Source organism: Asticcacaulis biprosthecium C19 (genome assembly GCF_000204015.1).
In the GTDB taxonomy this organism is placed as follows: Bacteria; Pseudomonadota; Alphaproteobacteria; order Caulobacterales; family Caulobacteraceae; genus Asticcacaulis; species Asticcacaulis biprosthecius.
The window spans coordinates 663532-686058 of record NZ_GL883078.1; the positions used below are offsets into that span (position 1 = coordinate 663532).

The window sequence follows — 22527 nt, forward strand, 5'->3', positions numbered from 1 at the left end:
ACCGCTTCGCGGTCCCCCCTCCCCGTAAACAGGGCGGGAGAAGAAGGTAAAGTCACTCGCTCTCGAAGGCAGATATACCATAGTGTGCGGCGCGGCGTCGTGACAAAACCCATGACCGGTCTTGGTTTCAGCCGACACCAAGACAAAATCGTTTCGCATTTTCCCGTAGCCGGGTGCAATTTTGAGCCAAAACCGGCGCCATCACGAAAACGTATTCCAATAAATGGCGTAATACTGAAAAATTCTTTTGCTGCACCGCCGTAAATTGCGGGATTGCCGGAATATTTTTCCAAATTTTCCTTTGCAATTGGAGCTGCGTTAGGGTTATAAGACTCCTACGCACCCATTTGGGGCTGCGCAGGAGTATGCTTGACCATGGCCAAGGCCATTTCCATCGGGAGAAACCGGACGCAGGAGCTAACCGCTCTGGCCGTGTCTTTCGTCATGGCTGTCATCGTATTCGACCTGGTATCGCTCCTTATTGGGGGCGTACTCAGCCCCCTGTCATCGGAGTGGTAGCGAAAGGTTCCGCCTAACGCTTTCAAGAGGATAAGACATCCTCCCGCTCCTTCAAAAGAGCGGGATTTTTAATACGCGCCTTCAGTACTTCAGAGTTTCACCACCGGAACATGTGACATGACCCAGTTCACGCAAATCCAACGCCAGACCGCTACAGCTTCTTCGGGCTTTGCCATTCTGCATGGCTCGCTCGCTCCGGAAGGCTGCGTGGTAAAACTGGACGGGTTTAGCGTGGAAGTGTTTGATGGTCCTGCGCGTGTCTTCGGTTCTACCGATGAAGCCCTGGCCAGCGTCAGCCGCGTCCGTTCCTGCGACATCGTGATCATTCGCCAGGACGGTGAGATCACCGCCGCCGGACTGGAGGCCTTTACCGACGCGCTGGAAGACGCCGGCATCGAGCGCGTGACCGTCATCACCGATGCCCGCACATCGGGCAACGAAAACGCCGCCATCATCGGACATGTTGCACCGGGCGCCCAGGCGCGCGGCCCGATCGCCTATGTCAATGACGACGACATCATCCACATCGACATTGCCGCCCGCCGCATCGACGTCTTTGCCGACATCGAGCTGCGCCGCGCCTCCAAGGCGCAAAAGCCCGGCAAGATCACCTTCGGCGCCGGTGCGCTGGAAAAATACGCCCGCATGGTCACTTCCGTGACAAACGCAGGCATGCTCTAAACCCCACTTCCCAGACTTAAGAGACTACGGAGACCATTGTGAAGATCTATACGAATGACGACGTTTCGCCCGACGCTTTCAAGGGCGAACGCATCGCCATCATCGGCTACGGCTCGCAGGGCCGCGCCCATGCTTCGAACCTGAAGGACTCGGGCGCCGATGTCGTGGTCGGCCTGCGTGCCGGCGGCGCCGGCGAGGTCAAGGCCAAGCAGGACGGTCACACGGTTCTGTCGGTTGCCGACGCCTGCAAGGACGCGACCATCATCGCCATCCTGACCCCGGACATGACCCATGCCGACCTGTACAAGGACGTCATCGAGCCGAACGCGCCAAAGGGCGTCGCCATCCTGTTCGCCCACGGCTTCTCGGTCCTGTACGGCCGCGTCATTCCGCGCGCCGACATGGACGTGATCCTGGTCGCCCCGAAGGGCCCGGGTGACCTGGTTCGCCGTGAATATCAGCGCGGCCGCGGCGTTCCCTCACTGTTCGCCGTCGATCGCGACGTGTCGGGCAAGGCGTCCACCAAGGCCCTGGGCTATGCCCGCGGCATCGGCGGCACGATCGGCGGCGTCATCGAGACGACCTTCAAGGAAGAAACCGAAACCGATCTGTTCGGCGAACAGGCCGTGCTGTGCGGCGGCACCACCGAACTGGTCCTGATGGGTTTCGAAACCCTGGTCGAAGCTGGCTATCGTCCGGAAATCGCCTATTTCGAATGCCTGCACGAGCTGAAGCTGATCGTCGACCTGCTGTATGAAGGCGGCTTCGAAAAGATGCACAGCTTCGTGTCGGAAACCTGCAAGTACGGCGACCTGGTCTCCGGCCCGCGCATCATCAACGAAGAAACCCGCGAGCGCATGCGCGAAGTGCTCAACGACATTCAGTCGGGCGACTTCGCCCGCGACTGGATTTTGGAAAACATGGCCGGCCGTCCGCGCTACAACGCCCTGATGCGCCAGGATCTGGATCACCAGATCGAGCATGTCGGCAAGGATCTGCGTTCGCGCATGAGCTGGCTGCAAAACAAGCAAGCCGTTGACGCATAACACTACGAAGAGGCGGAGGTAGCGTACGAGACCGTGACGCCCCCTCCGCCGCCATTCGGCGGCACCTCCCCCGCAAGCGAGGGAGGATAATAATTTTTAGAGTATTGAACGATGAGCAACGAACCCACCGGAGCACAACTGGTCATCTCCACGCTGAAGGCGTTGGGGGTCGAGACCCTGTTCGGCTATCCCGGCGGGGCGATCATGCCCATCTATGACGCCCTGGCCGGCTCCGGCCTGCAACACATCCTGGTCCGCCACGAACAGGGCGCGGCCTTTGCTGCCGACGCCTATGCCCGGGCGACCGGGCGAGTCGGGGTCTGCATGGCCACCTCTGGCCCCGGCGCCACCAACCTGATCACCGGCATCGCCAACGCCTATATGGACAGCGTGCCCCTGGTCTGCATCACCGGCCAGGTTTCAACCCATCTGATGGGGACCGACGGCTTCCAGGAAGTCGATATTCTGGGCATCTGCCTGCCGATCGTGAAGCATTCCTGGCTGGTCCGCGATCCCGCCGACATTCCCCGTATCCTGGCCGAAGCCTTCGCCATCGCCTCCGAAGGCCGCGCGGGGCCGGTCCTGGTCGACATCCCCAAGGACGTTGCCGCCGCCAAGGTCGGCGCGTCGTCCATGGCAACCTTCCCGACCTGGACGCCGCCCGCCCCCGACGCCGACGCGATTCGGGAAGCCGAAAAGCTGATCGCCGCCGCGAAGAAGCCGCTGTTCTACGCTGGCGGCGGCGTCGAAATGGCCGGCGCCTCGCCCGCTTTCCTCGACCTGGTCAAGCGCACGGGTATCCCCGTCGTCACCACCTTGAAAGGTATCGGCGTCGTCCCGACCACAGAAGACCTGTGCCTGGGCATGTTGGGCATGCACGGCACCCGCGCCGGCAACACCGCCGTGCAGGAGGCCGACCTGCTGATTGCCCTGGGCGCGCGTTTCGACGACCGCGCCACAGGCAAGCTCAATGCCTTCGCACCCAATGCCAAAATCATCCACGCCGACATCGATCCGGCCGAAATCAACAAACTGCGCAAGGCCGATGTCGCCATTGTCGGCAACCTGAAGACCACGATCGAGAGCCTGAACCCGAAGGTGGAAGGCATCCAGAAGTGGGTCGAAAAGTGCAAGGCTGACAAGTGGGAGCACCGTTTCCGCTACAATGCGCCGGGCGCTGGGGTCTATGCCCCTGGGCTGCTGAAGCTGCTTTCGGAAAAGGCCGGTGACAAGTTCATCGCCGCCTGCGACGTCGGCCAGCATCAGATGTGGGTCGCCCAGCACTGCGAATTCGCCAACTGCCGCGCCCATCTGACGTCGGGCGGATCCGGCGCGATGGGTTACGGCTTGCCCGCCGGAGTTGGCGCCAAGCTGGCCAAGCCCGACCACCATGTCGTCACCATCTCCGGCGACGGATCGTTCATGATGAACATCCAGGAGATGGCGACGCTGAACCGCTACAACATCCCGCTGAAGATCGTCCTGCTCGACAATTCGTCGCTGGGCCTGGTCCGTCAGTGGCAAGAGCTGTTCTACCAGGAAAACTACAGCGAGATCGACCTGTCGGACAATCCCGATTTTGTCCAGGTCGCCAAGGCGTTCGGGATCGATGCCTTCCGCATCACCCACCGCCACGAAGTCGAGGGTGCCGTCGACCGGCTGCTGGCCGCCGAAGGCCCCACCCTTTTACATGTTTTGATCGATCCGCGCGAAAACGTCTGGCCGCTGGTTCCGCCAGGCGCGTCGAATGCGGAAATGATGGAGGAGCGTTGGGATGAGCCACTTGATTCATATTGAGCTGGATCGTCTCGAAGGATCGCTGCTGCGAGTCCTGGGGCTGATTGAACGGCGGGGCTTCCATATCGACGAGATCGAGCTCTACGATCTCGGTGAGGACAAGCGCGGTCTTTCGGTGACAATGCGGCCGCGCGACACTTCCCGTAGTCCTGACCAACTGGGCCTTCAGATCGACCGCCTGTATGGCATCACGCGCCTTTCCGCCGACCCGAGAGTCGGTGCCGGCGCGGATACGCAGGCCAAGCAAGGGATACGCGCATAATGGACGCGCGTCTGGCAAGTTTTGACGGAGAGGTTTATCGGGGCCGTGGTCGCGGCCCCGGTTCGGTAGGGCTGGGTTTGCGCGCCTTATGCAAGGCGATTGAAAAATCCGTCTTTCTGGCGCCCGAGGAAGGGCGTATGAGGGCGGTTCCAGACGAAACCATATCGACCAAGATTGCTGAGAGAACATGACCAAACTTGCCGACAAAATCTGGTTCAACGGCCAGATCATCAACTGGGAAGACGCCCAGATCCACGTCATGACCCATGCCCTGCACTACGGCACGTCCGTTTTCGAGGGTATTCGCTGCTATGATACGCCCAACGGCCCGGTGGGCTTCCGCCTGAGTGACCACCTGCGCCGGCTGGAAGATTCCGCCCGCATCTACGGCATCAAGATCCCTTTCGACCTGGCCCAGATGGTCAAGGCTTCGAAGGACATCATCGTCGCCAACAACCTGAAGAGCGCCTACTGGCGCCCGATCGCCTTCCTGGGCGAATGCGGCATGGGCGTGACCCCCAAGGCTGACAAGGTCAAGGTCGACCTGGCCATCGCGGCCTTCCCCTGGGGCGCTTACCTCGGCGAAGAAGGCCTGGCCAAGGGCGTCGACGTCTGTATCTCGTCGTGGAACCGCGCTGCGCCGAATACCATCCCGGTGATGGCCAAGGCCGGCGGCAACTACCTGTCGTCCTACCTGATCGGCAAGGAAGCCCGTGATCGCGGCTATGTCGAAGGTATCGGCCTGGGCGTTAACGGCCTGATTTCCGAAGGCGCCGGCGAAAACCTGTTCGTCATGATGAACGGCAAGATCTACACCCCGCCGGTGGCGGCTTCGATCCTGGGCGGCATCACGCGTGATTCGGTCATCCGCCTGGCCAAGGCCGACGGCATCGAGGTTCTGGAACAGGACCTGCCGCGTGAGATGCTGTATCTCGCCGACGAAATCTTTATGACCGGCACAGCGGCGGAAATTACCCCGATCCGCAGCGTCGATGACATTCCGACCCGCGTTGGCGGGCCGGGCAAGATCACCAAGCGGTTGCAGACCCTGTTCCATGGTCTGTTCAACGGCACCACCGAAGACCGTTTCGGCTGGCTGGAGCCCATCGAGGCAAAAGTCCCGGCGGAATAGAAGAGTCATATAACCCTTCTCCCTCCCTGCTTGCGGGGAGGGGGGACCGCGAAGCGGTGGGAGGGGCTTTCCGACAGTGGAATAGCCCCTTCCGTCTCCTTGCTTCGCAAGGATCCACCTCCCCCGTAAACAGGGGAGGAGAAGGTTCAGCCAACCAAGAGATTGTACGATGACCGCGAAATCGTTGTTTGAAAAAGTGTGGGATGCCCACGTCGTAGAACCGGAAGGGGCCGATAAGCCCGCCGTGCTCTATATCGACCTGCATCTCGTCCACGAAGTGACCTCCCCCCAGGCCTTCTCGGAACTGGATGCCCGCGGGCTAAAGGTACGCCGGCCCGACCGGACCTTCGCCACGCTGGATCACTCGATTCCGACCCTGCGCCCCGACGCCGACGGCAACCGTCCCTACGTCACCGCCCAGGCCAAGAAGCAGGTCGAAACCCTGGAAGCCAATGCCGCCACTCACGGCCTGCGCCTGTTCGGCTATGACGCCGAAAACCGCGGCGTCGTCCACGTCATCGGGCCGGAAATGGGCCTGACCCAGCCGGGCTATACCGTCGTCTGCGGCGACAGCCACACCTCAACTCACGGCGCCTTCGGCTGTATCGCGTTTGGCATCGGCACCTCGGAAGTCGGCCACGTCCTGGCCACCCAGTGCCTGGCCCAGCGCAAGCCCAAGACCATGCGCATCACCGTCGACGGCAAGCTTCAGCCAGGCGTCACCGGCAAGGACGTCGCCCTGACGGTTATTGCTACGCTCGGCTTCTCCGGCGGTACCGGTTACGCACTGGAATATGCCGGCGACGTCATCCGCGACCTCGACATGGAAGGCCGCATGACGGTCTGCAACCTGTCGATCGAGGCCGGCGCCCGCTGCGGCATGATCGCCCCCGACCAAAAGACGATCGACTGGCTGCGCGGCCGCCAATATGTGCCGCAAGGCGAAGCCTATGACGAAGCGGCCAAGGGCTGGCTGGCTCTGGCATCCGACGAAGGCGCCGTCTTCGACAAGGAAATCCGCATCGACGGCTCGACCATCGAGCCGATGGCCACCTGGGGCACCTCGCCCGACCAGGGTGCAGCCATTGTTCGCGGTGTCCCCGTCGCCGACAATGAAGACCAGGAACGCGCCCTGAAATATATGGGCTTCACCGGCGGTGAAGCGCGCGAGGTCGAAAAGGTCGATGTCGTGTTCATCGGTTCGTGCACCAATGGCCGTATGGCCGACCTGCGCGCCGCTGCCGCCATTATGAAGGGCCGCAAGGTCGCGCCGGGCGTTCGCGCCCTGGTCGTGCCGGGTTCGGAATGGGTCCGCCTGGAAGCCGAAAAGGAAGGCCTTCACGAGATCTTCCTCGACGCCGGCGCCGAATGGCGCCTGCCGGGCTGTTCAATGTGCATCGCCATGAACGGTGATTTCGTGTCGCCAGGTCAACTGGCCGTGTCGACCTCCAACCGTAACTTCGAAGGCCGCCAAGGCCCAGGTTCGCGCACGGTTCTGGCCTCGCCGGCCACCGCCGCGGCTTCGGCCGTCGCCGGCCATGTTGCCGACCCCCGTCAATTCATGGCGCTCGAGGAGGCCTAAATGTCAAACCAGGAACCTATCCATAGCTTTTCGTCGCGCATCCTGGTCCTGCCGGAAGCCAATATCGACACCGACCAGATCATTCCTGCGCGCTTTTTGACCACCACCACCAAGGTCGGTCTCGGCAAGGTCGCCTTCAACGACTGGCGCTACACTGCCGACGGTTCGAACAAGCCGCATATCCTGAATGAGATCGACCCGACCGAGCATCGCGTCCTGGTCGGCGGCAACAATTTCGGCTGCGGTTCGTCGCGCGAACACGCCCCCTGGGCGCTGATGGACTATGGCTTCCAAGCCGTGATCTCCACCGAGATCGCCGACATCTTCAAGTCGAACTGCCTGAAGAACGGCCTGCTGCCGGTCGTGGTCAGCAAGGACGTCCATGACAAGCTGCTGGCCAACCCGCAGCAGCGCGTCACCATCGACCTGCAAAACAACGCCCTAACGCTGGAAGACGGCACGGTCATTACCTTCGAGGTCGAGGCCTTCGCGCGTCAATGTCTGCTGGAAGGCGTCGACGCCATGGGCTGGCTGCTGAAGCGCCTGCCCGACATCGAAAAGTTTGAACAATCCCACGGAAAGGCTGCGTAATGGCTTCCTTCAATATCGTCGTCCTCCCCGGTGACGGCATCGGTCCTGAAGTCGCGGCTGCCGGCGTCCAGGCGCTGAAGACCATCGGCGAGGTGTTCGGTCACAGCTTCAACTTCGAAGAAAAGCGTATCGGCGGTATTGCCATCGACACCGACAACAATCCGTACCCGGAAGATACCGATCGCGCCTGCCTGGCGGCGGACGCCGTGCTGCTGGGCGCCGTCGGCGGCCCCAAGTGGGACTTGGGAAAGATGCGTCCGGAACAGGGCCTGCTGGCCGTGCGCAAGTCGCTGGGTCTGTTCGCCAACCTGCGTCCGATGGACGTCAAGGCGTCGCAGGTGCACCGATCGCCGCTGCGCGCCGAGGTCGTCCAAGGGGCCGATCTGCTGATCGTCCGTGAACTGACGGGTGGCCTTTATTTCGGCAAGCAGACCCGCACCGAAACCACGGCTACCGACGAATGCGTCTATACGGTCGCCGAAGTCGAGCGCGTCGCCCGCGTCGCCTTCGACGCCGCCCGCAAGCGCCGCAACAAGGTGACCTCGGTCGACAAGGCCAATGTCATCGAGACATCACGCCTGTGGCGTGAGACGGTGATCCGGCTGCACAAGGAAGAGTATTCCGACGTCGAGCTGGAGCACGCCCTGGTCGATTCCATGGCCATGCACCTGGTTACCCGCCCGACGACTTTCGATGTGATTGTGACCGAAAACATGTTCGGCGATATCCTGTCGGACCTGGCCTCGGTCCTGCCGGGCTCGATCGGCCTGCTGGGCTCGGCCTCGCTGGGCGCAACCGGTAAGGGCCTTTACGAGCCGATCCATGGCTCGGCGCCGGATATCGCCGGCAAAGACCTGGCCAACCCGGTCGGCACCTTGAAGTCGGTCGCCATGATGCTGCGCTTCTCGCTGAACCTGACCCAGGAAGCCGATGCTTTGGACGCGGCGATCGATGCCGTCGTCGAAAGCGGTTTCGTGACGCGCGACATCGGCGGCACGGCTTCGGGTTCGGCGGTTTCCAAGGCCATTTCGGACAAGATTCGCGAGACGGCGTTGACAGCGGCTTAACCGCGTAGGCGTAACCTCGTAATGAGACCACCTCGCAAAGGTGAAAACTTGGGTCAGGGCTTTCGGGTCCTGGCCCTTTCTTTATGCGAGACGACTCAGGTCCACGTCGCCGTCGATTTCGATCTGCTTGAGGCGCGATGTATCGCCCGCCACCAAGGACAGGCGCGATTTCGGCACGCCCAAGGTCTTGGCAAGGAAGACAATCAACGCCTCATTGGCGCGGCCTTCGATGGGCGCCGCGCGGACCCGAACCTTGAGAAACCGCCGCCCCTGCTCGTCCTCACCCCAGCCGTCGATGGCATCGGCAGAGCTCCGCGGCGTCAGACGAACCGCCAGCCGCACCTAGCCCAGAACCAGGGCAATCAGGTTGCGTTCGGCCGCCGGGAGCAGGTAGCGCTGCAGCACCTGGATGACCAGGACGCAGACCAGGAAGCTGAGATCCAGCCCGCCAAACGATGGTATGAAGCGCCGGAATGGCTCCAGAACCGGCGCTGTGAAGCGCTCGAGTGCGTCCATGATGCGGTAGACGGTAGGATTGCGCGTATTGATGACATTGAATAAAACCAGCCAGCTCAGGATCATGCTGACGATCAGCATGATCATTATGAAGCCCAGAATGGCGTTCAGAATGTAGAAGACTGCTGAGATAAGCTCGACCATACGCGCGGTTTCCTGGATTGGCGTTGAAGTGCGACTATAGGGGATTCCCGGTTACGTACAAGTCAACGCGGCGCTTGACATGCGTCGATCTTGGCTTAAATAGACGGCTCCTTACGGAAGGTATGGGGCTATAGCTCAGTTGGTAGAGCGCCTCGTTCGCAATGAGGAGGCCAGCGGTTCGAATCCGCTTAGCTCCACCATCCTTCCCGATCCCCCCAACATCACAGATTAGCCGCGGAATACGCGCCCGCCTGCCCTTTCAGATATTCGTCGAAAAAGCCGGTTACCAAACGCGCAGTGATGGCCAGCCCCTGTGCACCATCGACCGCGCCAAAAGCCTTGTGGCGGCGGTCCTGCGGAACGCTGGACGCCAGCAGGGCCGCATCAAGGACGTTCAGATGGCGAAAGTCCGACAGCGTCAGCAACTGCGGCGAGGATGACGCCTGGCTGACCGCTTGCCAATCGCGATCGCGTCGCGCGACACTGTTGGCCGGTTCACCGGGCGTCACGCTGCGGACATGCAAAAGCGGTTGCTTCGGACGTGCCATCAGGGCGTCTGCGGCATAGTCGCCGTCGAGATTGACCACGGCGCGGATCGCCGGGTTGCGGGAAGCCGCCAGAACCGCCGCCGCACCGCCCACGGAGTGACCGAAGACGCCAATGGGCGCATTCGTTGTGCCAATGCCGGCAACGACCGAAAGGATCGCTTCCGCCGTTCTGGCATAGGGCGGGTGCGCCCCCGCGTCGGGCAGGTCGCTCAGGACAGCGACCCGGAACCCTTGGCTGGCGACATGTTGGCACAGGACACGGTAGTCCTGCCCCGACAGGTACCAGCCCGGCGCAAACACCAGCAGCGGCCAGTCCCCGTTTGCCAGGGCCGCATCCGGGATGGCATGACCCGGCGCGACGGCCAGGGCCTGGGCGACCGGAGCGCCAAAACGCCGGGTCAATTGCGCGGCGTGGCCCGATGACATGGCCGCCGCCGGATAGGTTGTCGCCGACGGCGCGCCGTCGGCGGGATAGAACAGGATGACGGCGCCGGCGCCGGGCACGGCCCGGCCCGAACGGCCGACCGCGTGGGGCCCGATGGGAATTGGCGGGCGCAATGCTGCCGCTCCGCCCCTTGTGCCTGGCTCACCACGACACCCGGTGGCAGCAAACAGCACCGGCAGCGCGGCCAGACATTGTCTTCGGGTCATCGGCATCGCGGCAGGGTGCACCAGCGCGTGTGCAAAGGAAAGATTGAATTGACTTTGAAGGCAAGGCCCTTAGCGTCAGTGCCTCAGCAAAACCGGTGACTGACATGAAGGCCTTCCACCACCTGCTCGGCAACAATCTGGTGGCCAATATCACCAATTTCACCGTCTGGTTCGCCATCACCTTCTGGATCATCCTCCAGACGCGGTCGGTCTTTGCCACAGGCATGATCGCCGGCATCTACCTGGTCTTCACCGCCGGCTTTGGCCTGTGGTTCGGCAGCCTGGTCGACCATCACCTCAAGAAGACGGTCATGCTGGGTTCCAGCCTGGCCTCCGCCGTCTTCTATCTGCTGGCCCTGGGCTTCCTGCTGATCTCGCCGGCGGAGGTGTTTAAAAATCCCTATGGCTATCAACTCTGGATCTTCGTCCTGCTGACTATGCTGGGGGTGATTGCCGGCAATATCCGGGCGATCGCCCTGCCGACCGTCGTCACCCTCCTGGTGCCCGAAGACCGCCGCGACAAGGCCAATGGCCTGGTCGGCATGGTCGGCGGGATCGGCTTTCTCGTCACCTCGGGTATCAGCGGTCTGCTGGTGGCCGGCGGCGGCATGGTGGGCACCCTGATCTTCGCCCTGGTGTTCACGGGCCTGGCCTTTGCCCATCTGCTGTTCGTCAAGGTCGGCGAAACCCGCACCGCGACGCCACCGGGCGAACCGGAGGCGCCCAAGAGGGTCGACATCAGGGGTACCATTGCGGTGGTCGCCGCCGTACCCGGCCTATTCGCGCTGATCTTCTTCGCCACCTTCAACAACTTTCTGGGCGGCATCTTCATGGCGCTTCTGGACGCCTACGGCATGTCGATGGTGAACGAAGTCGTGTGGGGTTTCACCTTCATGGTGGTGTCGACCGGATTTATCATCAGCGGCATCCTTATTTCGCGGTTCGGGCTGGGTAAAAAGCCTCTGCGAACCCTGCTGATCGTCAACCTGATCGCCTGGGTGACCTGCTGTGTCTTCACCCTGCAACAGTCCTTCTGGCTGCTGGCCGCCGGCGTTTTTGTGTGGATGCTGGTCAGTCCGTGGGCCGAGGCCGCCGAACAGACGACCCTGCAAAAGGTCGTTCCGCTGGAGCGTCAGGGGCGGGTGTTCGGTTTCGCTCAGTCGCTGGAACAGTCGGCGTCGCCGATCACCGCCTTCCTGTTCGGGCCTCTGACCCAGTTCGTCTTCATACCGTTCATGACCGACGGATGGGGCGCCCGGACCATTGGTGATTGGTTTGGCACCGGCCCGGCGCGTGGCACCGCTCTGGTTTTCACCCTGGCCGGGATTATCGGGGTCATTGTGACCGTGCTGGCCTTCCGGTCAAAATCCTATCGCGACCTGTCGGCGGCCTATGCCAAGGCTCCGGCCGACGAGACTGTACCCGCCGGTTGACAGCGCCCCGTCAGGCGCTACGGTCGTAGCGCAACTTCTGGCCGGGGACAGCGTCATGCATCTGTTTGAACTCGTGATCGCCATGCTGCTGGCGATCATCGCCCTGCATTTTATCGCGCGGAAACTGAACCTGCCGCCGGCCGTGGCGCTGCTGGCCGGCGGGACCCTGCTGGCCTTTATCCCGGGCCTGCCGCAAATCCATCTCGATCCGGCCCTGGTCCTGGTCATCTTCCTGCCGCCCCTGCTGATGGACGGCGCCTGGTTCATCGCCTTCGCCCAGTTGCGTAAGCACATTTTGGGGGTCGGATCGCTGGCCATCGGCGCCGTGATCTTCACCACGGTCGCCGTCGCGGTCGTCACCCACTGGCTGTTCCCCGCCCTGCCCTGGGCCGCCTGCGCGGTGCTGGGGGCCATCGTCGCCCCGCCCGACGCGGTATCGGCCCGCGCCGTACTGCAGCAGGTCCACTTGCCCAAACGCCCGGCAACCTTGCTGGAGGGCGAAAGCCTCCTCAATGACGCCACCGGCCTGGTGCTGTTCCGTTTTGCCGTAGCGGCCGGGGTCACGGGGACCTTTAGCGCCGTCGACGCCTTGCAGAGCTTTGCCGTCTTGGCCCTGGGCGGCGCTGCGGTCGGCGCGGCCGTCGCTGGCGCCTGGGTAGTGCTGGCGCGGCACCTGAAGGACGAATACTTGATCATCGCCGCTTCGTGCCTGACGGCCTGGGCCGCCTATCTGGCGGCCGAAATGCTGCACGTCTCAGGTGTCATCGCCACGGTCGTCGCCGGCCTGATCTGCGGCTGGTATCAGCATGTCGTCTTTTCGGCGGCGGTGCGCATCCGCGGGACGTCGTTCTGGACCGTGCTAATCTTCCTGATGGAGGCCATGGTCTTCATGTTGATCGGCTCGTCGCTGCGCGGTGTGCTGGAACGGGTCGGCGGCATCGGCGTGGTGTTCGAACAGATGGCCATCCCCATTCTGCTGATCCTGCTGGCCCTGACCGTGGCGCGGTTTGCCTGGGTGTTCGGGTCGGATTTGATTATCCTGGTGGTACGCCGGTTGGGCTGGACGAAGTCGAAGCCGCTGGGGCCCAAATGCGCCACAGTCATAAGCTGGGCCGGCATGCGTGGCGTGGTGACCCTGGCTGTCGCGCTTAGCGTCCCCGAAACCTTTCCCGGCCGTGATTTCATGCTGGTGGCGGCGTTCGCGGTCATCCTGGGCACCGTGGTGATCCAGGGCATGACCCTGGGCAAGGTCATCCAATGGGCCGGGTTGGAGGAAAGCCATAGCGACCGGCCGCGCATGACGATGAACCAGGCCGAAGCCTCGATGGCCCAGGCCCAGGCCGTGGTCGTTGAAAAACTGGCCTATGATGACGATGGCAAGCTGATCCATCCGCAACTGCTGGAGCGCTACAGCAAGCGCGCGGTGCTGAGCGTCGAATATGCCGCCGACAAGGAAAGCTTTCAGCCGCGGCTGCATGCCCATTTCGACCTGGTCCTGGCGGCGGTGGCCGCCGGCCGGGCCGAACTGATCCGGCTGCATCGTGCCGGCGAGATCGACGACCATGTCTTGCATGAACTGGAGCGCGATCTGGACCTGGAAGAACTGAGCGCGATTTCGGCGAAGGCGTAGCTACGGCTGCGGCTGCGGCTGCGGCAGGAATATCTTCTGCGGGTTCATCAGGTTTAGCGGATCCAGGGTCTGTTTGATGGCGCGCATGGTGGCGACAGCGTCGGCGCTGTGTTCCTGTATTAGGTATTCGCGTTTGTTCAGCCCGATACCGTGCTCGCCGGTACAGGTACCGCCGCAGGCAAGGGCGCGTTCGATCATCGCCTGATAGACCGTCTTGGCCCTGGCGCGTTCTTCCGGAACGTCGGGATCCAGGCAGAACAGGACGTGGAAATTGCCGTCGCCGACATGGCCGACGATGGGCGCCAACAGGCCTTCGCGGGCAATGTCGGCGTGAACCGCTGTCACCGCTTCGTGCAGGTGCGACAGCGGCACGCAGACATCCGACGACCACACCACCGCCCCCGGCCGCAGAGATTTGCTGGCGAAATAGGCGTTGTGGCGCGCTTTCCAGAGGCGGTTGCGGTCTTCCGCCGCCGTCGCCCACTGGAAGCCCTCACCGCCGTTGTCGGCGGCGATCTCGGCGGCCATTTCGGCCTGCTCCGCGACGGAGGCGTCGCTGCCGTGGAATTCGAGGAACAGGTGCGGCTTGTCGGGCAGGCCGAGTTGCGACCAGGCATTGCAGGCGCGGACCTGGGCTTCGTCGAGGAACTCGACGCGGGCGACGGGAATGCCCGACAGCATGATCTGCTGAACAGCGGTGATGGCGCCGCCAATAGTGTCGAAGGCGCAGGTCGCCGCCCCGATCGCCGCCGGAAGCCCATGGAGCTTCAAGCGGATCTCGGTGATGATGCCGAGCGTGCCTTCGGAGCCGATATAGAGGTGGGTCAGATCGTAACCCGCCGCCGACTTGCGCGCCCGGCCACCGGTTTTGATCACCGTGCCGTCGGGCTGGACCACGGTCAGCCCCAGGACATTGTGCGCCATGGTGCCGTAGCGCACGGCATTGGTGCCCGAGGCCCGCGTCGACGCCATACCGCCGATCGAGGCATTGGCGCCCGGATCGATCGGGAAGAACAGGCCCTGGTGGCGCAGGTCGTGATTGAGCTGTTCGCGTGTCACCCCGGCCTCGACCAGGACATCCATATTGTCGGCGCTGACGTCGAGGATGCGGCCCATACGCGCCAGGTTGATGGCCAGCCCGCCCTCGGGCGCGGTGATATGGCCTTCCAGCGAGGTGCCGGCGCCCGAAGCGATCATCGGGACGCGGTAACGGGTACAGATGGCCGCGATCTGCGAAACCTCAGCCGTGGTCAACGGAAAGGCGACCGCATCGGGCGGATAGGCTTCCGGAAAGGCTTCGCCGGTGGCGTATTGGGCGCGAATAGCTTGCGAGAGCGACAACCGGTCGCCCAGCAGGGCGTGAAGCTCGGCATGGCATTGTTGTGAAATGGCGCCGGACGACGGCGTTCGAAGCGTAGCAGGGTCCATTTTTGACACGTATGACCTTTGTTTAAGACCAGAGATCGCGCACGCAGCGCCCCTGGGATGGCAGGTCTTCGAAGCTGTTCAGGCCGTCAAAATGATCGATCGGCAGGTCATGGACCAAATCGGGCGGCGCAAGCCGCAGGTTGACCGCCATGCGCCGGCGGCCATCTTCCTCAAGCCGCAGACCACGCCAGCTCAGGACACAGGCGCAGGAGGGACAGAACAGGATTTCCAGTGACGGCGTGTCCTTGCCAATTCGAGTATAGGACTGCGTCTGCCCAGTGACCGCGATGCGTCCGTCTTCGTAGTCATAGGCCCACAGGGCGCCGTAGCGTCGGCAGAGCGTGCAGTTGCACGCCGTGATCGAGCCCGGATCGCCGGTTAGCGACCAACGCGTCTTGCCGCAATGACATGAGCCTGTCAGCATGCGCGTGCTGCCCTCCGTTCAAGAATGCCATCCTGCATCAGTCGCGCAACGACGGCAATGGGCGCCTTCGGCAGGTCGTATCAGGAGGCCGCGCGGACACCGGAATGCATCATGTCGATCTTGCCGATCAGGGCGTCGTGGCCCAGGATCATGTCGACATTGACGCCGTCGCTGGCCAGAGGCAGGCGCAACCAGAACAGGCTCAGGCCCATGGCGCCGCGCCAGGCCATGGAATGCAAGCCGACATTTGGCTTTCTCTGTTCAACGACAAAGGTCAGGGCCTCGGCCCAATATTCCGCTTCGGGTGGCGTATAGATGCCGTCCAGGGTCTTGCCGGTGATTTCGCCGCCATAGGCGGCGAACAGGTCGGTGCCGGCCAGGCGCTGGCGGAAACTGTTCGCCAGATTGTCGGGATGAGGTTCCAGGACATCGATCAGGCTGATGGTCGGCAGGCGGCGCTTGATGGCCGCAGGATCGAGGTCGGCCCGCGACGGCAAACGGCCGCGTTGCCGCAAACTCTTCCAGTAGCGAAAGATATCTTCGTGCGAGCGCAGACCCGCCAACATTTCGGAAGCCAAACCCGCCATCACGAAAAGAACATGCGCCCCTGACTGCTAAAAACTCAATATGGACGTTGCCCCGAATGAGAACAACGTGTGAACACTTGAAGTTTGACTTTAAAAACGGCCCGCGCCTGCGCGAATCACCTGAATTCACCTTCTCTTAACTGGTGAATCCTTGGCAAGCGAAAAAGGGTTAATGACGCCTTATTCCCGCCGCGATTGGCTGTGGAACAACGCAAAAACCCCGCGCTTTCAAGGCGCGGGGCTTCGCAAATATCTGGAGGTAAGCTACACCCTACACTTCAGCGTAAGGTTGCAGGCTACCAGATTTCTCCCAGGAGCTTACTTAGCGCCGCGGGTCGTCTTGCGGGTTACCTGACGGCCGCCCTGGCCCAGGCCCATCTGCTTGGCCAGGTCCGAACGCGCCTTGGCGTAGTTCGGGGCGACCATCGGGTAATCCTTGGGCAGGTTCCACTTGGCGCGGTAGTCTTCCGGGCTCATGCCGTACTTGGTGCGCAGGTGACGCTTCAGCGACTTGAACTTGCGGCCATCTTCGAGGCAGATGATGTAATCGCTGGAGATAGACTTCTTGACCGAAACGGCCGGTTCCTTCGGCGCTTCGACCTTGGTTTCTTCGCCTGACGAAATAGAGTTCAGGGCCTGATACACGCTTTGAATCAGCGAGGGCAGTTCACTGGCGGGAACCGAATTGTTGCCGACAAACGCGGAAACGATGTCCGCCGTCATGTCCAAGGTATCGGTCTTGTTTTCCATTACACTAATCCTGTTAAAATTATGAGCTTTACCTAAGCCAGGGTTTCGAAATATTCAAGCCGAAACGTTAAAAAAAATGCTCTACACCTGATTATCGCTATAGAGTTACTTGTCTCGCCCTAAATGGGCGAATCACGAAAGTAAATCCTGCGCGGGAATAATGGCAACCCAATGGACAGGCCTGAAAAAGGTCCGTCGATTCCGGTTACGGTAAAAGCCGCAAGGAATTCTGCGAGCTTTCAGCTCTTCAAGTCTTGGGCAAACGCCAGCATGGCGGCGCGCTGCGGGACGCTGAGACCTTCCAGTTCGACTTCTTCGCCGCTGGACAGAGCGCGCAGCATCACGTGTGTCAGGGCCGAGGACAGCGACCAGTTCCAATAGCGCAGCACGGTCTGGGCGCGATCGACGCCAAGCACGTCATAGGTGATCAAAACTTCGGCCAAGTGCGGATGGGTCGTACCGTCCGGCCCCTTCATCGGCCGACGCAGGGCCTTCCACAGGGCGCGCAGCGCGCGCTTGCTCAGTCCCGTGGCTTTGCACAACACGGCCAACCCTTCGCCGCCACGGTCACGCAGCAGTTTCGCGCCGGTCGACGGTTTGATGCCGGACAGATAGGAGATTTCTTCGGCCATTTTGCGCGTCATGCCCAGGGTGGCCGCATCGGCAATGGCGGCTTCCAGCGACTTGTACGGGCTCTTCTTCAGCGCCTCGCGGTTACGCTGGCGCCGTTCGATGAACTGCAGCGCCTTGCGCGACGTAGCGTCCTGCCACTTTTCTTCGGCCGCCATGGCAAAGACGTCGCCCGCCATGTCCTGCATGATTTCGCGGTTGACGCCGAAGCGGCTGAGGATCTGGCGGCGGATATCGGTTTCCGCCCACCAGAACAGGATATAGGCCGATGACGGCCGCAGTTCCGGCCGCTTCATAATCAACGGGACCAGCGAGGGCTCGTTCTGGCTCATGGCCACGATGGTTTCGATGGCCGTCTGAGACAGGGTCGTCTTCGCGTTGCGCAGCAGGACCTCGACGACCGACAGGCTTTCGCTGTTGATCAGGGTGTCGGAGACAATGCTCGACAGGTTCTTGCGGGCCGCCAGCATCAGGCGGTGCGCGGTCTTGCCATGACGGGCGGCAAAAAAGAGGTCGCCGTCATTCAGCGCATCGCAGGTTTCGATCAGCGGTCGGGCGACGTCGATGTCGTCGACGATCAACAGGCGGACGAGCGAATTGGGGACTTCGGCCAGGATGGCCAGACGGCGCGCTACGCGGGCGCGGTCCTCGACCTCGGCCTCACGCAGCATCTCGACCAAGAGGTCGGCCGTGACGGCGCGTTCGAAAGCGTTGATGCGCGATTCCGGCAGGCAGACGACGTCAGCCAGGCGCCGCATCAGAACGTGGCGGGCCTGGAATTTCGGGGCTTCGTCGCGGATTTCCGGGCTAAGGTCATTGGCAACGGCCGGGCCGCCGCCCTCCTTGTAGGGGTCGCTCTCTGAACGGGACGGCATTGCGGCACTCGACATGCGGCCATGATGCCCCGGCAGGCGTTAATCTTTTGTGTAGAGCGGGCGGGTATGGGCGCAGGGAATTTCCTGCGCCCTTTCCGTAGCTTAGAGCCCGTCAAACAGGGCGGTCGAGAGATACCGTTCGGCGAATGACGGGATAATGGCGACGATGGTCTTGCCGGCGTATTCGTCACGCGCGGCCAGGCGGAAGGCGACTTCGAGCGCGGCACCGGACGAGATACCGACCGGCAAACCTTCCGTCTGGGCGGATTTTCGCGCCATGGCAAACGCCGCGTCGTTGGACACGGTTTCGACGCCGTCGATGATGGCGCGGTCGAGGATATCGGGCACGAAACCGGCGCCGATGCCCTGGATCTTGTGCGGGCCGGGTTCACCGCCCGACAGGATCGGCGAGGCTTCGGGTTCCACCGCGATCAACTGCACCGAGGCCTTCTTCTTTTTCAGGGCGTGGCCGATGCCGGTGATCGAGCCGCCGGTGCCGACGCCGGAAATGACAACGTCGACGGCGCCGTCGGTGTCGTTCCAGATTTCCTGGGCGGTCGAGATCTCATGGATGAAGGGGTTGGCTTCGTTCTGGAACTGCTGCGGCATAACGGCGCCGGGATTTTCCGCCAGCAGTTCCTGGGCGCGGTTGACCGCCCCGCGCATGCCCTTTTCGGCTGGGGTCAGTTCCAGCTTGGCGCCAAGCAGGACCAGCATCTTGCGGCGTTCGATCGACATCGATTCCGGCATGACCAGGATCAGCTTGTAGCCCTTGGCGGCCGCGACGAAAGCAAGCGCGATGCCGGTATTGCCCGAGGTCGGCTCGATGATGGTGCCGCCGGGCTGCAGAAGCCCCTTCTGTTCCAGGGCTTCGACCATCGATATGCCGATGCGGTCTTTGACCGAGGCCATCGGGTTGAAGAATTCCAGCTTGGCCAGGACGGTGGCTTTCGCGCCGTATTCCGCCGACAGGCGCGGCAGCCGGATCAGCGGCGTGTCGCCCATGGTGTCGAGGATGGAATCGAAAATCTTGCCGCGTCCGGCGCGGGAAAAGCGTGCGGCGGTGGGGTTGGCCTGGGGGTTGTCGGCTGACATCGGGGGTCTCCGGAGTGTTCAAAGAGGATACGCACTGAACAAAATGTTAATAGGCCCAGATGCGTTCCTTGGCGCTCATTAACCAGTCGTTAAGGACTTATTTAGACATGTTAGCGCCTGTTGGCTTTGCAGTTAAGCCAAATCACCTCACATTTGCTGTGAGTAATTCTAACGCATACTGGCGCGGCGCAGCGCAAGGAAGAGCTTTATGGACGATTATACCCCCCATCTGAGCCCCAAGCCCGTCGACCTTACGCCAGAAAGCGTTGCGGCGCCCGATGTCAGCGCTGCAGCGGCGGACGTGCAGGAGATGGCGGCGGAAATTCCCGCCGCTGCGGACTTCACCTCGCATGACCTGGCGACCCAGATGGTGGCCAAGCTGTGCCATGACTTTATTTCGCCCGCCGGCGCCATCATGTCTGGGCTCGACCTGCTGGATGATCCGTCGGCACAGGACATGCGCCAGGAGGCGCTGAACCTGATTGCGGCCTCCGCCAAGAAGATGGTGACCTTGGTTCACTTTGCCCGCGTGGCGTTCGGCGCGTCGAATTCCGCCGAAGCCTTTTCCGGCGGGCAACTGAACAAGATCCTGGGCGACGTCTTTTCGACCATGCGGGCGCAGCTCGACTTCGCCATCGACGGCAACCTGATCTTCCCGAAGGCGGCGGCGCGGGCCCTGCTCAATCTGGGCCTGATCGCGGGCAATTCGCTGCCGACCGGTGGCACGGCACGGCTGGAGGCCCGGTTCAGCGACGACGGTATCCGGCTGATCGCGGAATCCCGCGGCCCGCGGGCGCGGCTGAAAGCCGAGGCCACAGAAGGCCTGAAGGGCCTGCCGCTGAGCGACGGCCTGGCTGGTCAGTGGATCCAGCCGCACTGGCTGTATGCGACGGTTCAGGAAGCCGGCGGAACCTTGGAGTTCCGGGCGGATACCGACGCGTTGTTCTTTGAGATCAACCTGCCGGCGGCTTGAGGTCGCGCTATGCCAAGTCCCGGCGAGGTCAGGATCGTCTTCGTCGGTGACTCGATTACCGAGTGGTGGCAGGACACGCCGTACTGGGCGGAGTTTTCCGATTACAGCCTGAACCTGGGCGTGGCGGGGGACCGGACCGAGGACGTGCTATGGCGGCTGCGAACGCAACTGAACGATCCCGATATCCAGCCGGCGGTGATCACCGTCATGATCGGCACCAACCATCTGTGGGATGAGTCGGGCGATATCGTCGCCGGGCAGATGGCCGTGATCGCGCGGCTGCGTGAGTTGCGGCCAGAGGCGGAAATCCTTGTGTTTTCAGTGCTTCCGACGGGGGATGCCGCCTTGAACCAGGCCATGGTGGAGCCGATCAATCAGCGGCTGGCCGCGGCTGTCGAGGGCATATTGAATACGCAGTTCGTTGATTTGTATACACATTTTGTCGATAGCGGCGGACGGGGACCCAGGCATCTGTTCCCGGATGGGGTGCATCTCAGCCACGACGGGTACCGGCTGTGGCGGGATCTGTTGTTGGCGAAGTTGGCGACCTACAAAGCCTAGGCCCAACCAACCCCTCCCCCTACCCTCTCCCCTCAGGTGGGGAGAGGGAGAAGACATAGGCGTCAACAAGCGCCAAGGTGAAGAAAAGGCTATTGGGATCAGGGAGATAGTCGCCAAACAGGCCGCATTCGACGAAGCCGTGGCGGCGGTACAGGGCCCAGGCCGGCGCGAAGAAGGGCCAGGCCCCGGTCTCCAGATTCAGGCGCTTCAGACCCCGGGCGCGACTTTCCGCCACGATATGCGCGAGAATCCGCCCGCCCAGACCGGCGCCGCGACGGCTCGCCACGACGTGCATGGCCTTGATCTCGCCTTCGGTGGGCGACAGGGTCTTCAGGCCGCCCACCCCGACCAGGTCGTCGCCGTCCCACAGGGTCCACACGCTGACATCGGGGGCGGTCAGACCGGACAGGTCGAGCGCATGAGCGCTGCCCGGTGCGGTATTATATGCTGCCTCGGCAGCATGGTACTGCAAGAGTTCGAGAACCTTGGAGTTCGTGAAGTCGGCGGGGATGATCATGGTTCAGTTTTGGGCTTAGCTGCGGGCAAGAGCGACGAGGTAGGTACAGGGTAAATCGGTCGCATTGGCGAAGGTGACCTCGGCCGGGGGACCGAAGCCAAGGCAGTCGCCGTCGGCCAGGTCGTAACGGCGGCCACCTTCCGTTAGGGTCAAGCTTCCGGTCATGACCCAGACGACCTGGCGGATGTGGGCCAGGGACGAGGCCGGCAGGGTGACGCTCTGGCCGGCGGGCAGTTCGACCTTGACGACCTCGACCGGGTGGTTGGGCCGGACAAAGACCTGCCGGCGGATGTAGCGGGAGTCGGGGTCGCGCCAGACGGGTTGGTCGGCGGCGCGGGACAGGCGATCGCCACCTTCGGCCTTGACCAGGAGGCCGGCCAGGGTCAGACCGAAGGCCGCGGCCAGCTTGACCAGGACGACGGCGGTCGGGCTGACCTGCGCGTTTTCGATCTTGTTGATGGCGGCCTTTGAGACGCCGGAGCGCTGCGCCAGTTCGGCCAGGGACCAGTTCCGGGTTTCGCGCTCCAGCTTGAGGCGATGAGCCAAATCTTCTAAAATGTCCATTTAGATATTTTAAGAGACGATTGGATTGGCGTCAAGGGGCCGAGTGGACGTGACAACGTCCGTCAAGTCGGGCACGATCTAATAATACCAGGAGACATTGGCATGGCCGGCACCAGCGCGAGTTTGGGTCGTCATTTTGAAGGGCTGGTCAAGCGCCTGGTGGCGGACGGCCGGTACAACAATGCCAGCGAAGTGGTTCGCGATGGCCTGCGCATGGTTGAAGAGCGGGAGCGCCGGCTGGCCGCGCTTGATGCTGCCGTGGAACGGAGCCACGCCGACATTCAGGCTGGGCGGACGAACCCGGCGGAGGAGGTTTTCGACCGGCTTCAAGCCAAATATGCCGACATGGCCAAAGCCCGCGGCGAATTGTGAAGGTCAGGATTTCTGCGCAGGCGGAAGGCGAGCTTGAGCGGATCGGTGACCATATTGCCAAGGACAATCCCCTCAGAGCGATGACCTTCGTCGAAGACTTGCGCACGGCCGCGCTCTCCTTATACCAATCCACGATGACCTTGACTCATCGT

Annotated in this window: 24 protein-coding genes and 1 tRNA gene; 14 read left to right on the top strand and 11 right to left on the bottom strand. The window is 62.4% G+C overall.

Translation table 11 applies throughout. The annotated features are described in order from the left end of the window. Positions 1-636 precede the first annotated feature (636 nt). The 8 genes from ABI_RS13470 (at position 637) to leuB (ending at position 8677) form a co-directional block, all read left to right on the top strand. Positions 637-1200, top strand: a complete 564-nt coding sequence (locus ABI_RS13470) for an IlvD/Edd family dehydratase (protein ID WP_040309254.1) — start codon at positions 637-639, stop codon at positions 1198-1200. 38 nt (positions 1201-1238) lie between these two features. Beyond that, the gene (ilvC, locus tag ABI_RS13475) at positions 1239-2246 is read left to right on the top strand and encodes a ketol-acid reductoisomerase (protein WP_006273567.1); all 1008 of its coding nucleotides are present in this window, start codon (positions 1239-1241) and stop codon (positions 2244-2246) included. A 111-nt stretch (positions 2247-2357) separates the two neighbouring features. Next, entirely contained in the window at positions 2358-4043 is a 1686-nt protein-coding gene (ilvG, locus tag ABI_RS13480) for an acetolactate synthase 2 catalytic subunit (RefSeq protein ID WP_006273568.1), read from the top strand. Continuing rightward, positions 4021-4305, top strand: a complete 285-nt coding sequence (locus tag ABI_RS13485) for an ACT domain-containing protein (RefSeq protein WP_006273569.1) — start codon at positions 4021-4023, stop codon at positions 4303-4305. The genes ilvG and ABI_RS13485 overlap by 23 nt, the downstream gene beginning before the upstream one ends. A 187-nt stretch (positions 4306-4492) precedes the next feature. Beyond that, on the top strand, positions 4493-5437 hold the full coding sequence (locus ABI_RS13495; RefSeq protein ID WP_006273571.1) for a branched-chain amino acid transaminase: 945 nt from the start codon (positions 4493-4495) through the stop codon (positions 5435-5437). 169 nt (positions 5438-5606) lie between these two features. Next, the gene (gene leuC / locus ABI_RS13500; RefSeq protein ID WP_006273572.1) at positions 5607-7019 is read left to right on the top strand and encodes a 3-isopropylmalate dehydratase large subunit; all 1413 of its coding nucleotides are present in this window, start codon (positions 5607-5609) and stop codon (positions 7017-7019) included. Further along, positions 7020-7610, top strand: coding sequence for a 3-isopropylmalate dehydratase small subunit (gene leuD, locus ABI_RS13505; protein ID WP_006273573.1), 591 nt, complete (start codon positions 7020-7022; stop codon positions 7608-7610). Next, complete coding sequence (gene leuB, locus ABI_RS13510) at positions 7610-8677, top strand: 3-isopropylmalate dehydrogenase (protein ID WP_006273574.1); 1068 nt, start codon at positions 7610-7612, stop codon at positions 8675-8677. The genes leuD and leuB overlap by 1 nt, the downstream gene beginning before the upstream one ends. An 81-nt stretch (positions 8678-8758) precedes the next feature. On the opposite strand, the gene ABI_RS13515 is transcribed toward leuB, so the two are convergent. Beyond that, a complete protein-coding gene (locus tag ABI_RS13515; protein ID WP_006273575.1) occupies positions 8759-9019 on the bottom strand; it encodes a DUF167 domain-containing protein in 261 nt (86 codons plus the stop codon). Beyond that, the gene (locus ABI_RS13520) at positions 9020-9337 is read right to left on the bottom strand and encodes a YggT family protein (protein WP_006273576.1); all 318 of its coding nucleotides are present in this window, start codon (positions 9335-9337) and stop codon (positions 9020-9022) included. 124 nt (positions 9338-9461) lie between these two features. On the opposite strand from ABI_RS13520, the gene ABI_RS13525 reads away from it, so the two are divergent. After that, positions 9462-9537: transfer RNA gene (locus ABI_RS13525), tRNA-Ala, on the top strand. Between the two features lie 21 nt (positions 9538-9558). Here the strand turns inward: ABI_RS13525 and ABI_RS13530 are convergent. Beyond that, positions 9559-10443, bottom strand: coding sequence for an alpha/beta hydrolase (locus ABI_RS13530; protein ID WP_040309255.1), 885 nt, complete (start codon positions 10441-10443; stop codon positions 9559-9561). Between the two features lie 197 nt (positions 10444-10640). On the opposite strand from ABI_RS13530, the gene ABI_RS13535 reads away from it, so the two are divergent. Further along, positions 10641-11969, top strand: a complete 1329-nt coding sequence (locus ABI_RS13535) for an MFS transporter (RefSeq protein WP_006273578.1) — start codon at positions 10641-10643, stop codon at positions 11967-11969. A gap of 55 nt (positions 11970-12024) precedes the next feature. After that, a complete protein-coding gene (locus ABI_RS13540; protein WP_006273579.1) occupies positions 12025-13599 on the top strand; it encodes a Na+/H+ antiporter in 1575 nt (524 codons plus the stop codon). Here ABI_RS13540 and ABI_RS13545 read toward each other — a convergent pair whose 3' ends face one another. From ABI_RS13545 to cysK, 6 genes are all read right to left on the bottom strand, one after another. Beyond that, positions 13600-15027, bottom strand: coding sequence for an FAD-binding oxidoreductase (locus ABI_RS13545; RefSeq protein WP_006273580.1), 1428 nt, complete (start codon positions 15025-15027; stop codon positions 13600-13602). A gap of 22 nt (positions 15028-15049) precedes the next feature. Continuing rightward, positions 15050-15451, bottom strand: coding sequence for a GFA family protein (locus ABI_RS13550; protein ID WP_006273581.1), 402 nt, complete (start codon positions 15449-15451; stop codon positions 15050-15052). An 80-nt stretch (positions 15452-15531) separates the two neighbouring features. Continuing rightward, positions 15532-16038: a motility/cell cycle regulatory protein MopJ gene (gene mopJ, locus ABI_RS13555; RefSeq protein ID WP_006273582.1), complete on the bottom strand. Its 507-nt coding sequence runs from the start codon at positions 16036-16038 to the stop codon at positions 15532-15534. Between the two features lie 318 nt (positions 16039-16356). Next, complete coding sequence (locus ABI_RS13560) at positions 16357-16788, bottom strand: Ros/MucR family transcriptional regulator (protein WP_040309256.1); 432 nt, start codon at positions 16786-16788, stop codon at positions 16357-16359. Positions 16789-17027: 239 nt separating this feature from the next. Beyond that, positions 17028-18293 (bottom strand): DUF2336 domain-containing protein, encoded by a 1266-nt coding sequence (locus ABI_RS13565; protein WP_006273584.1) that lies wholly within the window; start codon positions 18291-18293, stop codon positions 17028-17030. Positions 18294-18395: 102 nt separating this feature from the next. Continuing rightward, a complete protein-coding gene (cysK, locus tag ABI_RS13570) occupies positions 18396-19388 on the bottom strand; it encodes a cysteine synthase A (RefSeq protein WP_006273585.1) in 993 nt (330 codons plus the stop codon). A gap of 208 nt (positions 19389-19596) precedes the next feature. Between cysK and chpT the strand changes: the two genes are divergently transcribed. Both chpT and ABI_RS23750 read left to right on the top strand, forming a co-directional pair. Continuing rightward, the gene (chpT, locus tag ABI_RS13575) at positions 19597-20361 is read left to right on the top strand and encodes a histidine phosphotransferase ChpT (protein WP_006273586.1); all 765 of its coding nucleotides are present in this window, start codon (positions 19597-19599) and stop codon (positions 20359-20361) included. A 9-nt stretch (positions 20362-20370) separates the two neighbouring features. Then, entirely contained in the window at positions 20371-20922 is a 552-nt protein-coding gene (locus tag ABI_RS23750; RefSeq protein WP_006273587.1) for a GDSL-type esterase/lipase family protein, read from the top strand. A gap of 19 nt (positions 20923-20941) precedes the next feature. Here the strand turns inward: ABI_RS23750 and ABI_RS13585 are convergent, their stop codons facing one another. Together ABI_RS13585 and ABI_RS13590 are read right to left on the bottom strand one after the other, a co-directional pair. Beyond that, positions 20942-21439 carry a GNAT family N-acetyltransferase gene (locus ABI_RS13585; protein WP_006273588.1) on the bottom strand — a complete coding sequence of 166 codons (498 nt, stop codon included), beginning with the start codon at positions 21437-21439 and terminating at the stop codon, positions 20942-20944. A 15-nt stretch (positions 21440-21454) separates the two neighbouring features. Beyond that, on the bottom strand, positions 21455-22003 hold the full coding sequence (locus ABI_RS13590; protein WP_006273589.1) for a helix-turn-helix domain-containing protein: 549 nt from the start codon (positions 22001-22003) through the stop codon (positions 21455-21457). Between the two features lie 102 nt (positions 22004-22105). Between ABI_RS13590 and ABI_RS13595 the strand changes: the two genes are divergently transcribed. Continuing rightward, the gene (locus ABI_RS13595; protein ID WP_006273590.1) at positions 22106-22375 is read left to right on the top strand and encodes a type II toxin-antitoxin system ParD family antitoxin; all 270 of its coding nucleotides are present in this window, start codon (positions 22106-22108) and stop codon (positions 22373-22375) included. Positions 22376-22527 lie beyond the last annotated feature (152 nt).

What these genes read in the sequence shown, in the direction of transcription:
- ABI_RS13550 (WP_006273581.1), bottom strand. Translation starts at nt 15,451, where the DNA reads ATGCTGACAGGCTCATGTCATTGCGGCAAGACGCGTTGGTCGCTAACC.
- leuD (WP_006273573.1), top strand. Translation starts at nt 7,020, where the DNA reads ATGTCAAACCAGGAACCTATCCATAGCTTTTCGTCGCGCATCCTGGTC.
- leuC (WP_006273572.1), top strand. Translation starts at nt 5,607, where the DNA reads ATGACCGCGAAATCGTTGTTTGAAAAAGTGTGGGATGCCCACGTCGTA.
- ABI_RS13470 (WP_040309254.1), top strand. Translation starts at nt 637, where the DNA reads ATGACCCAGTTCACGCAAATCCAACGCCAGACCGCTACAGCTTCTTCG.
- ABI_RS13560 (WP_040309256.1), bottom strand. Translation starts at nt 16,788, where the DNA reads ATGGAAAACAAGACCGATACCTTGGACATGACGGCGGACATCGTTTCC.
- cysK (WP_006273585.1), bottom strand. Translation starts at nt 19,388, where the DNA reads ATGTCAGCCGACAACCCCCAGGCCAACCCCACCGCCGCACGCTTTTCC.
- leuB (WP_006273574.1), top strand. Translation starts at nt 7,610, where the DNA reads ATGGCTTCCTTCAATATCGTCGTCCTCCCCGGTGACGGCATCGGTCCT.
- ilvG (WP_006273568.1), top strand. Translation starts at nt 2,358, where the DNA reads ATGAGCAACGAACCCACCGGAGCACAACTGGTCATCTCCACGCTGAAG.
- ABI_RS13590 (WP_006273589.1), bottom strand. Translation starts at nt 22,003, where the DNA reads ATGGACATTTTAGAAGATTTGGCTCATCGCCTCAAGCTGGAGCGCGAA.
- chpT (WP_006273586.1), top strand. Translation starts at nt 19,597, where the DNA reads ATGGACGATTATACCCCCCATCTGAGCCCCAAGCCCGTCGACCTTACG.
- ABI_RS13595 (WP_006273590.1), top strand. Translation starts at nt 22,106, where the DNA reads ATGGCCGGCACCAGCGCGAGTTTGGGTCGTCATTTTGAAGGGCTGGTC.
- ABI_RS13540 (WP_006273579.1), top strand. Translation starts at nt 12,025, where the DNA reads ATGCATCTGTTTGAACTCGTGATCGCCATGCTGCTGGCGATCATCGCC.
- ABI_RS13485 (WP_006273569.1), top strand. Translation starts at nt 4,021, where the DNA reads ATGAGCCACTTGATTCATATTGAGCTGGATCGTCTCGAAGGATCGCTG.
- ABI_RS13585 (WP_006273588.1), bottom strand. Translation starts at nt 21,439, where the DNA reads ATGATCATCCCCGCCGACTTCACGAACTCCAAGGTTCTCGAACTCTTG.
- ABI_RS13495 (WP_006273571.1), top strand. Translation starts at nt 4,493, where the DNA reads ATGACCAAACTTGCCGACAAAATCTGGTTCAACGGCCAGATCATCAAC.
- ABI_RS23750 (WP_006273587.1), top strand. Translation starts at nt 20,371, where the DNA reads ATGCCAAGTCCCGGCGAGGTCAGGATCGTCTTCGTCGGTGACTCGATT.
- mopJ (WP_006273582.1), bottom strand. Translation starts at nt 16,038, where the DNA reads ATGGCGGGTTTGGCTTCCGAAATGTTGGCGGGTCTGCGCTCGCACGAA.
- ABI_RS13520 (WP_006273576.1), bottom strand. Translation starts at nt 9,337, where the DNA reads ATGGTCGAGCTTATCTCAGCAGTCTTCTACATTCTGAACGCCATTCTG.
- ABI_RS13545 (WP_006273580.1), bottom strand. Translation starts at nt 15,027, where the DNA reads ATGGACCCTGCTACGCTTCGAACGCCGTCGTCCGGCGCCATTTCACAA.
- ABI_RS13535 (WP_006273578.1), top strand. Translation starts at nt 10,641, where the DNA reads ATGAAGGCCTTCCACCACCTGCTCGGCAACAATCTGGTGGCCAATATC.
- ABI_RS13565 (WP_006273584.1), bottom strand. Translation starts at nt 18,293, where the DNA reads ATGCCGTCCCGTTCAGAGAGCGACCCCTACAAGGAGGGCGGCGGCCCG.